Annotated in this window: 12 protein-coding genes; 8 read left to right on the forward strand and 4 right to left on the reverse strand. The window is 68.9% G+C overall.

Going from position 1 to position 13,713, the window contains the following annotated elements:
• Nucleotides 1-9 precede the first annotated feature (9 nt).
• From ACFQ4G_RS06530 to ACFQ4G_RS06555, 6 genes are all read left to right on the forward strand, one after another.
• Nucleotides 10-1,056 carry an endonuclease/exonuclease/phosphatase family protein gene (locus tag ACFQ4G_RS06530; protein WP_238208379.1) on the forward strand — a complete coding sequence of 349 codons (1,047 nt, stop codon included), beginning with the start codon at nt 10-12 and terminating at the stop codon, nt 1,054-1,056.
• A gap of 163 nt (nt 1,057-1,219) precedes the next feature.
• Entirely contained in the window at nt 1,220-1,903 is a 684-nt protein-coding gene (nthA, locus tag ACFQ4G_RS06535; RefSeq protein ID WP_238208377.1) for a nitrile hydratase subunit alpha, read from the forward strand.
• Nucleotides 1,900-2,568 (forward strand): nitrile hydratase subunit beta, encoded by a 669-nt coding sequence (gene nthB, locus ACFQ4G_RS06540; RefSeq protein WP_238208375.1) that lies wholly within the window; start codon nt 1,900-1,902, stop codon nt 2,566-2,568. The genes nthA and nthB overlap by 4 nt, the downstream gene beginning before the upstream one ends.
• Entirely contained in the window at nt 2,565-2,900 is a 336-nt protein-coding gene (locus ACFQ4G_RS06545; RefSeq protein ID WP_238208372.1) for a nitrile hydratase accessory protein, read from the forward strand. Before nthB ends, ACFQ4G_RS06545 begins: the two co-directional genes overlap by 4 nt.
• Nucleotides 2,901-2,988: 88 nt before the next feature.
• Complete coding sequence (locus tag ACFQ4G_RS06550; RefSeq protein ID WP_238208370.1) at nt 2,989-3,186, forward strand: hypothetical protein; 198 nt, start codon at nt 2,989-2,991, stop codon at nt 3,184-3,186.
• A gap of 126 nt (nt 3,187-3,312) precedes the next feature.
• Complete coding sequence (locus tag ACFQ4G_RS06555) at nt 3,313-4,143, forward strand: DUF502 domain-containing protein (RefSeq protein ID WP_238208368.1); 831 nt, start codon at nt 3,313-3,315, stop codon at nt 4,141-4,143.
• A 49-nt stretch (nt 4,144-4,192) separates the two neighbouring features.
• Here the strand turns inward: ACFQ4G_RS06555 and ACFQ4G_RS06560 are convergent, their stop codons facing one another.
• Nucleotides 4,193-4,528: a hypothetical protein gene (locus ACFQ4G_RS06560; RefSeq protein ID WP_238208366.1), complete on the reverse strand. Its 336-nt coding sequence runs from the start codon at nt 4,526-4,528 to the stop codon at nt 4,193-4,195.
• Nucleotides 4,529-4,829: 301 nt separating this feature from the next.
• Entirely contained in the window at nt 4,830-6,974 is a 2,145-nt protein-coding gene (recG, locus tag ACFQ4G_RS06565; RefSeq protein ID WP_238208363.1) for an ATP-dependent DNA helicase RecG, read from the reverse strand.
• A 164-nt stretch (nt 6,975-7,138) separates the two neighbouring features.
• On the opposite strand from recG, the gene ACFQ4G_RS06570 reads away from it, so the two are divergent.
• Nucleotides 7,139-7,432 (forward strand): FAD assembly factor SdhE, encoded by a 294-nt coding sequence (locus tag ACFQ4G_RS06570; RefSeq protein ID WP_027173438.1) that lies wholly within the window; start codon nt 7,139-7,141, stop codon nt 7,430-7,432.
• Nucleotides 7,433-7,660: 228 nt separating this feature from the next.
• Nucleotides 7,661-11,257 carry a transcription-repair coupling factor gene (mfd, locus tag ACFQ4G_RS06575; RefSeq protein ID WP_238208361.1) on the forward strand — a complete coding sequence of 1,199 codons (3,597 nt, stop codon included), beginning with the start codon at nt 7,661-7,663 and terminating at the stop codon, nt 11,255-11,257.
• A gap of 175 nt (nt 11,258-11,432) precedes the next feature.
• Here mfd and ACFQ4G_RS06580 read toward each other — a convergent pair whose 3' ends face one another.
• The gene (locus tag ACFQ4G_RS06580; protein ID WP_379039954.1) at nt 11,433-11,777 is read right to left on the reverse strand and encodes a hypothetical protein; all 345 of its coding nucleotides are present in this window, start codon (nt 11,775-11,777) and stop codon (nt 11,433-11,435) included.
• A 313-nt stretch (nt 11,778-12,090) separates the two neighbouring features.
• Nucleotides 12,091-13,389, reverse strand: a complete 1,299-nt coding sequence (locus tag ACFQ4G_RS06585) for an AMP-binding protein (RefSeq protein WP_238208358.1) — start codon at nt 13,387-13,389, stop codon at nt 12,091-12,093.
• Nucleotides 13,390-13,713: the final 324 nt, after the last annotated feature.

A 13,713-nucleotide genomic window follows, 5' to 3' on the forward strand; every position in this document is an offset into this window, starting at 1 on the left:
GAGACGGGCTTGACGTATCTTTCGATCGCCCTGAAGGCCGTGGCGGCCCTCCTCGTGGCGGGGACGGCGCTGCCGCTGATCGAGACCAATCTCGGATTCGTCCGGAGCCTGGACTTTCCCAGGCTCCAGATCGCGGTGGCGCTCGCGGCCTGCATCCTTGCCCTCCTGTGGGTTTCCAGGGATGCAACGGCGGTGATCCTCGCCATCGTCATGGCGGCCGCCCTGGTCATGCAGGTCCGCTATATCCTGCCCTTCACGCCGCTTGCCGCCACCCAGGCGAAATCGGCGCAAGCCTGCGAACCGGGAGCGCGGCTCAATCTCCTCGTGCTCAACGTGCTTCAGTCGAACCGGGATTTCGGTGCGGCCCTCGATCTCGTCACGCGCCGGTCCCCCGACATCGTCCTCCTGCTCGAGACCGATACCGGCTGGCGGGACGCCATGGCTCCGCTGCGCGCACTCTACCCGCACCGGGTCGAGCAGCCGCAGGACAACACCTACGGCCTGCTGTTCTATTCGCGACTGCCCCTGCGCGGCCCCGAGATCCGCTTCCTGTTGCAGGACGACGTGCCGTCGCTGCGCACGCAGGTGATGCTGCCGGACGGCGGGACGGCGACGCTCTACGGCCTGCACCCCCGGCCGCCGCATCCCGGCCAAAGCAGCGCGCCGCGCGATGCCGAGCTCGTGATCGTCGCCCGCGAGGTCGCGAAGGCCAAAGGGCCGACCATCGTCGCCGGCGACCTCAACGACGTGGCGTGGTCCCGCACCACCCAGCTGTTCCAGAGCATCAGCGGCCTGCTCGACCCGCGCCAGGGCCGCGGCCTGTTCGCGACCTTCCACGCGCAATGGCCGATGATGCGCTGGCCCCTCGACCACGTCTTCTTCAGCGAGCACTTCCTCCTCGGTGGGATGGAGCGGCTGCCCGACATCGGCTCCGACCATTTCCCGATCTCCGTCAGCCTCTGCGCCGCGCCGAGCGCCCCTGCCCGCCAGGACAAGCCCGAGGCCGATGCGGAGGACCATCGCGACGCCCAGGAAGCCATCGAGGCCGCGCGCTGACGACTCTTCCGAGCTCGGAACCGGGAACGGCGTCGACACGGCCGTTCTCCGGCTCCAGATTCGTCATGGAAGGCGGTGCGGTTCGGGCGCCGCCGGATCGATATCCCTGAGCCGAACCACGATGCGAAGACGCGGGACCGCCCCGGATTCAGGACGAGACGCCATGGCGCAAGACCACGACCACGATCCCCAGCACGGTCACGAACACCTGCACGGTCACGAACACCTGCACGACCATCCGGACCACGCCCATGGCAGCACCCTCACGCCCGTCGAGGCGCGGGTGAGGGCGCTCGAATCGCTGCTGCTGGAGAAGGGCTACGTCCAGGCGGACGCCCTCGACGCGCTGGTCGAGCATTACGAGACCCGGGTCGGCCCCCATGACGGCGCCCGCGTCGTCGCCCGCGCCTGGACCGACCCGGCCTATCGCGAGCGGCTCCTCGCCGATGCGACGCCGGCCATCGCCGAACTCGGCATCGGCGGACGCGGCGGCGAGCACATGGTGGTGGTCGAGAACACGCCCGACACCCACAACCTCGTCGTCTGCACCCTGTGCTCCTGCTATCCCTGGCCGGTGCTCGGCCTGCCGCCGGTCTGGTACAAGGCGCCGCCCTATCGCGCCCGCGCGGTCATCGACCCGCGCGGCGTCCTCGCCGAATTCGGCCTGACCCTCCCCGACACGACCCGCATCACCGTGTGGGATTCCACCGCCGAGACCCGCTTCATGGTCCTGCCCCGGCGGCCCGACGGCACGGAATCCCTGAGCGAGGCCGGACTCGCCGCCCTGGTGACGCGCGACTCGATGATCGGCACCGGGCTGCCGCTCGCCCCGGAGGCAGGCCGGTGAACGGCGCTCAGGATCTCGGCGGAGCCCACGGCTTCGGTCCCGTGGTGGCGGAGGCGGACGAGCCGATCTTCCACGCGCCCTGGGAACGGCGCGTCTTCGCCCTCGCTCTGGCGATGGGCTATACCGGCGCCTGGACCCTGGATGGCAGCCGCGCCGCGCGGGAATCGCTGCCGCCGGCCGAATATCTCTCGTCGAGCTATTACGAGATCTGGCTCGCGGCCCTCGAATCCCAGATCGTCGCCACCGGTCTCGCCACGCGGGAAGAGATCGCCGGCGGCGTGAGCGAAGCGTCGGCAAAGCCCGTGGCGCGGGTGCTTCGAGCGGAGGAAACCCCGCCCCGCTTCTCGGCGGGCTTCCCGAGCGACCGGCCAGCGGAGGGACCGGCGCTCTTCTCGGTGGGCGATGCCGTCCTGACCCGCAACGACCATCCCACCGGCCATACCCGCCTGCCGCGCTACGCCCGCGGACGGCGCGGCGTGGTGGAGCGGGTCCACGGCGCCTTCGTCCTGCCCGATGCCAGTGCGGTCGGCCGGGATGTCCCGCCGCAATGGCTCTACACGGTGGGCTTCGCGGCCGCCGACCTGTGGGGCGCGAGCGCCGATCCCGGCGGGCGCGTCACCGTGGCCGCCTTCGAGGGCTACCTGCTGCCGGGAGCCGCGCGATGAACGCCGGCTGCCGGAAGGACGATCCGGGTCCGTTCGCGGAGCCGTGGGAGGCGCAGGTCTTCGCCCTGGTGGTCACCCTGCAGGAAAGGGGGCTGTTTACGGCGGGCGAATGGGCTCACGCCCTCGGGCGGAGCATCCGCCCGGAGGGCGAGGCGGAAGCCGCCGCCGATTACGGACGCTGGCTCGCAGCGCTCGAAACCCTGCTCGCCGAGCGCGGCATCGCCGATCCCGAGATGGTGGAGGCCCGCAGCGACGCCTTCCTGCGGGCCGCCGCGGCGACCCCGCATGGCGAGCCGATCCTGCTGGCGAACGATCCGCATTCTTCACCGTGAGATCACGGTGCAGCAGCGTCCCGGCTCTGGCGGATCGGGCGCCGGCGGGACATCCTGTGACCCTCCCCCGCCGAGAACGGAGACGACCATGGCAACGCCGCGCGACCTGAAGGTCCAGATGGCCGGCGAGACCCGCGCCCGCGAACGGGCGCAGGCCCTGGCTTCGGCCAGCGCCGTCAAGGCGCGGCAAGCCGAACTCGCCCTCAAGGAGGCCCAGGCGGAACGGGATGTCTGGAAGGAGAGGGCGCTCGCGGCGGAGGCGGCATTGGCCGACAGACGATCCTGAACGACGTGCTATCTCCTCGCGCTTGAGGTGACACGCCCGACCCGCTAACCCTTGTCGTGCGGGCCGAAAAGCTGCGGGCCGAACACCTGCAGGCCGAGGATCGGCCTCCTACGAGACAGGCCGCCCGTGCGCGAAACGCTCACCCCGTTGCCGGAACCAGACTCCGCCGGAGCACGACCACCGCCCCGCGTGAGCAAGAAGAGCCGCCTGAGGACCTACTTCCTCACCGGCATCATCGTCGCCGGGCCCCTGGCGATCACGATCTACATCACCTGGTGGTTCATCAGCCTGATCGACGGCTGGGTGAAGCCGCTGGTGCCGGCGAGCTACCTGCCGGACCATTACCTACCCTTCTCGATCCCGGGCATCGGCCTCGTCATCGCCTTCGTCGCGGTGACGTTGCTCGGCTTCCTCACCGCCAACTTGGTCGGCCGCAGCGTGGTGGAGTTCGGCGAGGTGCTGCTGGCGCGCACACCGGTGATCTCGGGCCTCTACAAGGGCCTGCGGCAGATCTTCGAGACGCTGTTCTCGGCCAACGGCACGTCGTTCCGCACCGTCGGTCTGGTGGAATTCCCGGTGAAGGGAACGTGGTCGGTGGTGTTCGTGTCGGCCCCTGCCGGTCCCGACGTCCAAAACGCGCTCGGCGAGGAGAGCGACCATGTGGGCGTGTTCCTGCCCTGTGCACCGAACCCCACGACGGGGTTCTTCTTCTACCTGAAGCGGGCGGACATCATCGAAGTCGCCATGAGCATCGACGACGCGGCCAAGCTCGTCATGTCGGCGGGGGTGATTCAACCGGAGGACCCGCAGGCCAAGCTTCAGGCCATGGCGGCGTCGATCCGGGCGGCGCAAGGCGGGGCCATCCATTCTACGGAGGCCGAAGCGATGCTGGAGGCCTCGTCCCGCCGTCGGGAATCAGGCGCCGGGACAGAGAAGATCGTCGAGAAGTCGCTCTGATCCATCGGCCCGGGAGGCGAACTCCGCGTCCCGGGCCGATGAGTGAGGTCTAGTTGTGGACCGTCATCGATGCCTTCTCGACGGGAAGCGTCGGAGGCGAGGCATCGGCGACGTGGCTGGTCGCCGAGGGAGGAGCGACGGCAGAACCGCCCCAGCCCATGGCGATCTGGGCGGTCACGGCCACGAAGAGCAGGGCCATCAGCGCATTCGCGGCGATCCGGAAGGGGCGAGCGGATCGACGGACCGCGAGGAGGACATCGTCGGTCGTCTTGGGCGCAGGCTCCTTGCCATCCGAGATCGGAAGCAGCCAGGGCTCGCTCGGAAGCGCATAGGCACTTCCCATTTCGTGGGCACCCGGCAGGTTTTGGAACAGTCCGGCAGACATATCCATCCTCCTGAAAACTGTGTGGCAGCCCAGTCTGGCGGGCCGTTCGTTCATGTTCAGTTAAGGGGAGAATACGTTCATTTCAAGTTCAGGAAGTCCGTGCCGCATCGCACAATTGCCTTGCCGGGCAGGGGCCTGCGTCTCTTCAAGCCGCTGAAGAAGAAACGTTTTTCCTGACATCTCGGCTGCGGCGCCATGCCCCCCGGAGGTAGAGTGCGCAGGCGCTCAGCCGCACCGGATCGCCTCTCGCGCGGCGGTGTGATCATGTCCGGCGTCGGATTCGTTCAGGTCACGAATCGACTCAACCCGCCCCGAGCAGCCGGATCGCCGCATCGCGCTCGAACAGGTAGAGGAGCACGCGAAGGGCCTTGCCGCGCTCGGATTTGAGGCCGGGATCGCGCTCGACGATGAGCCGGGCATCGTCGCGGACGACCTCCAGCAGGGCGGCATCGCTCTCGAGGCTCGCGAGCCGGAAGGCGGCCGCTCCCGATTGCCGGGTGCCCAGCACCTCGCCCTCGCCGCGCAGGCGCAGATCCTCTTCGGCGATGCGGAATCCGTCCTCGGTCTCGCGCATCATCTCGAGTCGGGCCCGCGAGACCTGTCCCAGCGGCCCGCGATAGAGCAGCAGGCAGGTGGAGGCCTTGGCCCCGCGCCCCACCCTTCCGCGCAGCTGGTGCAACTGGGCGAGGCCGAAGCGCTCGGCATGCTCGATCACCATGATCGTTGCCTCGGGCACGTCGACGCCCACCTCCACCACCGTGGTGGAGACGAGGATCTTCGTCTCGCCGGCGGCGAACCGCTCCATGGCGGCATCCTTGTCCGGCCCCGGCATCTTGCCGTGGATCAGGCCGACGGCGTCGCCGAATTCCTGCCGCAGGTCGGCGAAGCGGTCCTCGGCGGCGGCCAGATCGACATATTCCGATTCCGCCACGAGCGGGCAGATCCAGTAGACCCTGTCCTCGGCGGCAAGCGCCCGGCCCAATCCCGCCACCACCTCGTCGAGGCGATCGGTGGAGACGAGGCGGGTGGCGATGGCCTGTCGCCCGGCCGGCTTCTCGTCGAGGATCGAGACGTCCATGTCGCCGAAGCAGGTGAGCGCCAGGGTGCGGGGAATCGGGGTCGCGGTCATCACCAGGATGTCCACCGCCACCCCCTTGGCTCCGAGCGCGAGGCGCTGGTGGACGCCGAACCGGTGCTGCTCGTCCACCACGGCGACGCCGAGATCCTTGAAGATCACGCTGTCCTGGAACAGGGCGTGGGTGCCGACCACGATGTCGATATGGCCGTCGGCGAGGTCGGCGAGAGTCGCGCGGCGCTCGGAGACCTTGTCGCGACCGGTGAGGAGGCGCAGGCGCAAGGGTCCGACGAGCCCCGTCAGGCGCTCGAAATGCTGGCGCGCCAGGATTTCGGTGGGTGCCATCAGCGCCGCCTGACGGCCGACCTCCACCGCCGAGGCCATGGCCAGCAGCGCCACCGCCGTCTTGCCCGAGCCGACATCCCCCTGGAGCAGGCGCAGCATGCGCCGATCGGAGGCGAGGTCGGCGCGGATCTCGGCCACGGCCCGGGCCTGGGCCCCGGTCAGCGCGAAGGGCAGGGCGGCCTCGATCCGGTCCTTGAGGTGGCCGTCGCCGGCATTGGCCCGGCCGGGCGCCCTCCGGTTGCGGGCCCGCATCAGGGCCAGCGCCAGCTGCGAGGCGAGGAGTTCGTCATAGGCGAGCCGCCGTCGCGCGGCGGGGGTGCGGGACACGGTGCCGTCACTCGCGGGTGCGGGCGGCGCGCTCTCGGGCCGGTGCTCGGCCCTGAGCGCGTCGGCGAAGCCCGGCAGCCCTTCCCGTGCGAGCCAGGCAGGGTCCTGCCATTCCGGCAGGGTCGGAAGACGGTCCAGGGCGGAATGCGCCAGTTTCGAGATTGCCCGCGAAGTCAGTCCCTCGGTGGCACCGTAGACGAGTTCCACCGCGGGGAGGGCGGCGAGCCCGGCCTCGTCGACGATTCGCGACGGGTGCACCATCTGGCGGTGCCCGTCCCACAGGTCGATTCGGCCCGAGATGTAGCGGTGGGCGCCGAGCGGCAGCATCTTCTCCACGCGGGCCTGGGGCATGCCGAAGAAGACGAGGGTGATGTCGCCGGTGCCGTCCTCCACCAGGACCCGGAACGGGCGCCGCCCCGCCCCGGCCTGCGGCGGGCGATAACCGGTCACGGTGACGCCGAGCGTCACCGGCTCGCCCGGCGGCGCTTCGGCGATGGACCCCATCATCGTGCGCGCCACCCCGCCCTGGGGCAGGTGGAACAGGAGGTCGACGATCCGCGCGGGCTGTTCAGGCGTGCCGAGCAGCCGTTCGATCAGCGGCGCCATCTTCGGCCCGACACCGGGCAGGGTCCGGGCCTCTGCGAAGAGCGGATCGAGGATGCTGGGGCGCAGGTTCGTCGGGCGGGGTTCGTCTGTCATGCAAAGCCGGTTGAGCCGCGCGAACGGGCATGGTGATGCCATCGCGCGGGTCTATATAGACGACAGCACAGGCCTTTGCCGCCATAGGGGTGCGAGGCCGACAACAGGATTCCAGATTGCCGAGATCATAGGATCCCGGGATCGCAGCATCACAGGCCGACCCGATGTCCGGTACCACCCGCACCAGCGCGGATCTCGATCCGCGCCGCCGCCGCACCCTCTTCCGCGCCTGGCATCGCGGCATGCGCGAGATGGACCTGATCATGGGCCGCTTCGCCGATGCCGAGATCGGCACCCTGAGCGAGGAGGAGCTGACCACTTTCGAGGCTCTGATCGAGGTGCCCGACCGCGACCTGTTCCGCTGGCTCACCGGCGAGGACGAGACGCCGCAGAACTACGACACACCGGTATACCGCCGCCTCCAGGCGTTCCATAAGCACGACGCACCGATTCATTAGATTCCGGCGCCGCCTGCGGGCGTGACATCCGGTCATCGTCTTGTCCAACCCATTCACCTCATCCTGAGGTGCCGAAGCGCAGCGGAGGCCTCAAAGGAGCCCTCCAGTGTTCGCCGCGCCTGCTGGAGGCCTCCTTCGAGGCCGCTTCGCGGCACCTCAGGATGAGGTGAATGGTTGGGATGAGATGGTCCGATCGACGCATTCCCATGAGTTCGAAACCCCGACCCGATGGCCAAACCCCAGCCCAAAGCTCCCGTGCCCGCCCCGAAGCCGCAGACGGCGCGGTTCGCCCTGCCGAAATCCGGCGCACTCGCCCGTGCGCTGGAGGCGCTGAAGCGCGGCGACAGCCCGACGCTCGCCAACGTGCCCGAAGGGTTCGATGCCGTCGTGGTGGCGGATCTCGCCCGCGCGCTGTCCCGGAGCTTCGAGGGGCCGGCGGTTCTGGTGCATGTAGCCCGCGATTCCGGGCGCTCGAACGCGTTCCAGACCGGGCTGAAATTCGTCGCCCCCGAGATCGAGGTGATGAGCGTTCCGGCCTGGGATTGCCAGCCCTACGACCGGGTCTCGCCGAATGCCGCCATCGCCGCCCAGCGGATGACCGCCCTGTCGCGGCTCTCGCGCTCGCGTTCCTCCGAGGAACAGCCGCGCATCCTCTGCACCACCGTCAACGCCTTGATCCAGAGGGTGCCTCCCAGAGAGAAGATCGCGGTGGAGACCTTCTCGGCGGCGATCGGCAACGTGGTGCCGATGGATACCGTCACCGCCTGGGTCGAGGCCAACGGCTTCCTACGCACGGGGACGGTGCGAGAGACGGGTGAATACGCCGTGCGCGGCGGCATCCTCGACCTGTCGCCGCCCGGCCTGCCGAACCCGATCCGCCTCGACTTCTTCGGCGACACCCTGGAATCGATCCGCGCCTTCGACCCGGAGACCCAGCGCACGGTGGGCTCGCTCCGCTCCCTCGACCTCGTTCCGATGAGCGAAGTGCAATTGACCACGGAGACGATCCGGCGCTTCCGCCAGGGCTACATCTCCACCTTCGGCGCGGCGACCCGCGACGATCGGCTCTACGAGACCATCAGCGAGGGGCGGCGCTATGCCGGCCTCGAGCACTGGATGCCGCTGTTCTACGACCATCTCGACACCCTGTTCGACTACGTGCCGGGCGTGCCGCTGGTCTTCGACGCGCAGGCGGAGGAGGCAGTCGCCGAGCGCCTCACCCTGATCCGCGATTATTACGACGCCCGCGCCGAGGCGATGAAGACGCCGTCCACCGGCGTCGCGCCCTACAAGCCACTCAGGCCGTCCTCCCTCTATCTGACGCAGAACGACTGGAAGGAGCGGGTCGCCGCCGCCTCCGTCGCCCGGCTCTCGCCCTTCGCAATGCCCGAAAGCCCGGACCGCCTCACCATCGATTGCGAGGGCAAGGCAGGCCGCAGTTTCGCCGCCGAGAGGGCGGACGAGACGGCCAGCGTGTTCGACGCCGCCGTAGCGCATGTGAAGGAGCTCCAGGGATCGGGTCATCATGTGATCCTCGCATCCTGGTCCGACGGGTCGCGCGACCGCCTGTGCGGGGTGCTGGCCGATCACGGCCTCAAGAAGCCGGTCTCCATCAACACGCTCTCGGCGGTGAACGCCCTGAAGCGCGGCACCGACGTCGCCGTGGCGGTCTGGGGCCTCGATTCCGGATTCGTCGTCGACAAGCTCGCGGTGATCTCGGAAGGCGACATCCTCGGCGACCGGCTGGTGCGCCAGAAGCGCAAGTCGAAGCGGCCACAGGACATCATCCTGGAGGTCCAGGCGCTCCAGCCCGGCGATCTCGTCGTCCATGCCGATCACGGCATCGGGCGCTTCGTCGGCCTGAAGACGGTGACGGCCGCGGGCGCACCGCACGATTGCCTGGAGATCCAGTATGCCGGCGGCCTGCTGCTGCTGCCGGTGGAGAACATCGAGCTGCTGACGCGCTACGGCTCGGAGGATGCCGAGGTCGCCCTCGATCGTCTCGGCGGCGGTGCCTGGCAGGCCCGCAAGGCCAAGATGAAGAAGCGCATCCTCGAGATGGCCGGCCAGCTCATTAAGATCGCCGCCGAGCGTTTCGTGCGCCAGGCCCCCCGCCTCCAGGCGCCGGACGGGCTCTACGGCGAGTTCGCCGCCCGCTTCGCCTTCGAGGAGACCGAGGACCAGGCCACCGCCATCGACGCGGTGCTCACCGACCTCAATGCAGGCCGTCCCATGGACCGTCTCGTCTGCGGCGATGTCGGTTTCGGCAAGACCGAGGTGGCGCTGCGGGCCGCCTTCGCCGGCGCCATGGGCGGCAAGCAGGTGGCGGTGGTGGTCCCCACCACCCTGCTCGCGCGCCAGCATTTTCGTACGTTCGCGGAGCGATTCAAGGGGCTGCCGGTGCAGGTGGCTCAGCTGTCGCGCTTCGTTTCCGCGGCCGACATGAAGCAGAACCGTGCCGGCCTCGCCGCCGGCACCGTCGACATCGTCGTCGGCACCCATGCGCTGCTCGCCAAGAATGTGGCGTTCAAGGATCTCGGCCTCATCATCGTCGACGAGGAGCAGCATTTCGGCGTGGTCCACAAGGAGCGCCTCAAGGCGCTCCAGGCCGATGTGCACGTGCTGACCCTGTCGGCGACGCCGATCCCGCGCACGCTCCAGCTCGCCATGACCGGAGTGCGCGAACTCTCGATCATCGCGACACCGCCGGTGGACCGCCTCGCGGTGCGCACCTTCGTGATCCCGTTCGACGCGCTGATGATCCGCGAGGCCCTGCTGCGCGAGCGCTATCGCGGCGGCCAGTCCTTCTACGTGGTGCCGCGGATCGAGGATCTGGCGGAGGTGAAGCGCTTCCTCGATACCGAGATGCCGGAGACCAAAGTGGCGGTGGCCCATGGCCAGATGGCGGCGGGCCAGCTCGAGGACGTCATGACCGCCTTCTACGAGGGCAAGTTCGACGTGCTGCTCTCCACCACCATCGTCGAATCTGGCCTCGACATCCCCACCGCCAACACCCTCATCGTGCACCGGGCCGACATGTTCGGCCTCGCCCAGCTCTACCAGCTGCGCGGCCGCGTCGGGCGCGCCAAGGCCCGCGCCTACGCCCTGTTCACGACGCCGGCCAACAAGCAGCTCACGGTGCAGGCGGAGAAGCGCCTCCAGGTGCTCCAGACCCTCGACACGCTGGGGGCCGGCTTCCAGCTCGCCTCCCACGATCTCGACATCCGCGGCGCCGGCAACCTGCTCGGCGACGCCCAGTCCGGCCATATCAAGGAGGTCGGCTACGAGCTCTACCAGCAGATGCTGGAGGACGCCGTCACGGCCCTGAAGGCCGGCATCGACGAGCCGGTGGAGGAAGCGTGGTCGCCCACCATCGCGCTCGGTGCCCCGGTCACGATCCCGGAGGATTACGTCGAGGACCTCACCGTTCGCCTCGGCCTGTATCGCCGGCTCTCGACCCTGGAGAACGATGCCGAGATGGAGAGCTTCGGCGCCGAGCTCATCGACCGGTTCGGCCCGCTGCCGCCGGAGGTGGAGCAGCTCCTCAAGATCGTCACGATCAAGATCCTGTGCCGCGACACCAACGTGGAGAAGGTCGAGGCCGGACCGAAGGGGGTCGTCGTCCATTTCCGCGACAAGTCGTTCGCCAATCCGCAGGGGCTCGTCGCCTTCGTCGGCGGTCAGGCCTCCTTCGCCAAGGTGCGCCCGGACATGAGCATCGTCTTCATCCGCGAGCTCGATTCCATCCCCGAGCGCCTGAAGATCACGACCTCGATCCTGCGCGAATTGTCCAAGATCGCCCGCGCCAAGAAGAAGGCGGCCTGAACGGCATCGCGCTCCTTCCCTGGAAGCCTCCGCTTCGCTCCGGGCGGTGGGGGAAGGAGCTGCGGCAACCGGGACGATCGATCCAGACCAAAGAAAAGGCGGGCACGATGGCCCGCCGTTGAAACGAATTCTTGCTCTCGATCAGCTGCTTACGCAAGCACGCTCACATCCGGGATCAGAGATCCGGCTCGTTCAGGACATAGGGTCCGATGCGGCTCTGCAGGTCGATCGCGGATCCGCTGCCACGCCCCGTCATGCCATCGACGACGATCACGGGGATGCCTGCATGCTGCATCTGCTCGCGCAGGCGCTCCGAGAGCATGGCATAGGCCGGGTCGAGCCGGGACGAGGTCTGAAGAAGGATGGCCGCGGGGCGGGCGATGACGGCAAGAACGTCGTCGGCGGCCTCGAGGGATGCGGTAACGCTCGCATAACCCAGCTCGGCGAGCTCGGCGGCGAGGGAGTGATCGATGGCGCGGTGACCATCATCGACGACCAGCACTTGTTGCAGCGCACTCATGACTGTCAGGGTTAGCCCATCGATCGTCCCTTGGGAAGGGACCCGTGCGATAACACACGCGAACGCGGTTGGTTCGCCGGCGATATGATGAAAGCGACCTTGACGCCGAGCGGATGAGCCGGAGGTGAATATCGGTGTCAGGCGATCGTCATTCTTCGTGCGAGACACAAGAAAACTTCGCCAAGCATTTGGATTTATGAAATAATTTCTCTTTGATTGGCCGTTGATCGATGCAGGTGAGGACGCGTCGGCACGGCATTTCCGCCGAGCTTCGAAAGAGGCGGATTTCGGACGAAATTTGGCCGTGGGGCGATCAGCGGCGCGTGATCTCGGTTGCTCGGCCGGCAAATATTTTCACCGCAAAGGGCGAGACGTTCCATCGATCCGCGGCTGTTTCCGGCGGATTGCCGCGTCGCAACGGGCTCGCCTTGCAGGCATGGCCGCGGAAGGCGAATCGCCCGTCCTCATCCCGGACGATGTCCATGAGGGTGGGAAACGGGCTCGACGGATGAGGGTCCGCGAGGAGGCGGGTGAGATCCCCGTCCGCCCGCGAGGCGGCGAGAAGCGCGGTCTCGTCGAAGGCCAGCACATCGACCACCCGTCTCGGGCCGCGGCCGGCATCCGGTGCGAGCAGTCGCGCGGGCAAGCGGCTCGGCAGCCGATGCGCGAGGGTGATCGAGTGGAGGCCGTCGGGGCAGCGGCTCGCGGCGAGATTCCGCTCCAGGGCGGCCGGCACGACGAGATGGGTCGGCACCGGCCGGGCCAGCGCCTCGGCGAGGCGAACGGCATCGAACGGTCCGAGCGTCTCCAGCCCGGCCCCCGCCACCAGGGCGGCACCGAGGCCGGTGACGAGGCCCCGCAGGTCGGCCGGGGCGAGGAGGCTCAGGATACGCTCGCCCGGCGCGATCCGGGCGGTGGCGAGGTGGACGGCGATGGCGGCGATCAGGGCGTCCGCGGGGCGATAGACCGGGCAGGCGGGATCGCCGGCGGCGAAGGTGACCAGTCCGGCACTCCCCGGCGCGAAAGGACCGCCGCGCCCGTCGAGGACCATCCCGTCGAGGCTGATGACGCCGTCGGGCACGTCCGGTCCGAAGGCCGCGAGGTAGCGCAGGCCGAAATAGCGGAATGCCGCCCGGCACAGACGCTCGGCCGGCAGCACGCCCGCGACGCGGGATTGGGTGAGGACGGCCTGGATGCCGGCGGCCTGGATGCCCGCGACGAGGGTGTCCTCGTCCCAGGCCAGGGGGAGAAGGCAGGGAATGTGGCCCGCGGCCTCGATGGCGAGGTAGGAAAGCAGGGTCTCCGACCCGGCGGCGGCGATGAGGCCGACCCGGCTCGCCGGAGCGAGACGCCATTGCCTCAGGCCGTTGGCGAGGCGCGCCACGATCTCGGCCGCAGCCGCGTAGGTCCAGGTGATGGGCCTGCGCCCGGACCAGTCGGCCTTGTCGCTCGGATCGACGAAGGCGATACGGCCGGGATCGGCATGGGCGGTCGCGGCGAGCAGGGTGCAGAGGCCGGGCAGGACGGCCTCGGGCACGGCGGCGGGCGCGGGAGCCACAATGGCGACGGGCACGGCGTCGCGAAAGGATATGGTCGCTGGCTGCGCCGACACGTCCGCCTCAACTCCCCGCGCGCATCGACCGCTCGCGCGCATCGGCACCTCCGGTCATGAACAATCAGGGTTAAGCCTTGCTTAAGCGGCCGCGTCCCGCGGAGAGGATTCACGGAGGCGCCGCGGCCTCGTGGACGGGAGAGGTGTCATGTCTTCGCCGCATTCCGCACGGAATCAGGCCGCCCGGTCGTTCGAGCGGGTTCGAGGCGCTGAACGCCCCGTCCGATGCGTTCGCCAGCCCAGATCGGCCGTCGAAGGTTCAGGAGCGGGTGATTTGCGCGCGCCGAGGGCTTGACCGGACGGACCAGGGCGGCGAGGGCTCGG

This window comes from Methylobacterium marchantiae, from assembly GCF_042679825.1.
GTDB classification, from domain to species: domain Bacteria; phylum Pseudomonadota; class Alphaproteobacteria; order Rhizobiales; family Beijerinckiaceae; genus Methylobacterium; species Methylobacterium marchantiae.

Excerpts from the sequence above, each read along its gene's own strand:
- nthA (WP_238208377.1), top strand. The coding sequence starts at position 1,220 with ATGGCGCAAGACCACGACCACGATCCCCAGCACGGTCACGAACACCTG.
- ACFQ4G_RS06545 (WP_238208372.1), top strand. The coding sequence starts at position 2,565 with ATGAACGCCGGCTGCCGGAAGGACGATCCGGGTCCGTTCGCGGAGCCG.
- ACFQ4G_RS06550 (WP_238208370.1), top strand. The coding sequence starts at position 2,989 with ATGGCAACGCCGCGCGACCTGAAGGTCCAGATGGCCGGCGAGACCCGC.
- ACFQ4G_RS06560 (WP_238208366.1), bottom strand. The coding sequence starts at position 4,528 with ATGTCTGCCGGACTGTTCCAAAACCTGCCGGGTGCCCACGAAATGGGA.
- recG (WP_238208363.1), bottom strand. The coding sequence starts at position 6,974 with ATGACAGACGAACCCCGCCCGACGAACCTGCGCCCCAGCATCCTCGAT.
- ACFQ4G_RS06570 (WP_027173438.1), top strand. The coding sequence starts at position 7,139 with ATGTCCGGTACCACCCGCACCAGCGCGGATCTCGATCCGCGCCGCCGC.
- mfd (WP_238208361.1), top strand. The coding sequence starts at position 7,661 with ATGGCCAAACCCCAGCCCAAAGCTCCCGTGCCCGCCCCGAAGCCGCAG.
- ACFQ4G_RS06580 (WP_379039954.1), bottom strand. The coding sequence starts at position 11,777 with ATGAGTGCGCTGCAACAAGTGCTGGTCGTCGATGATGGTCACCGCGCC.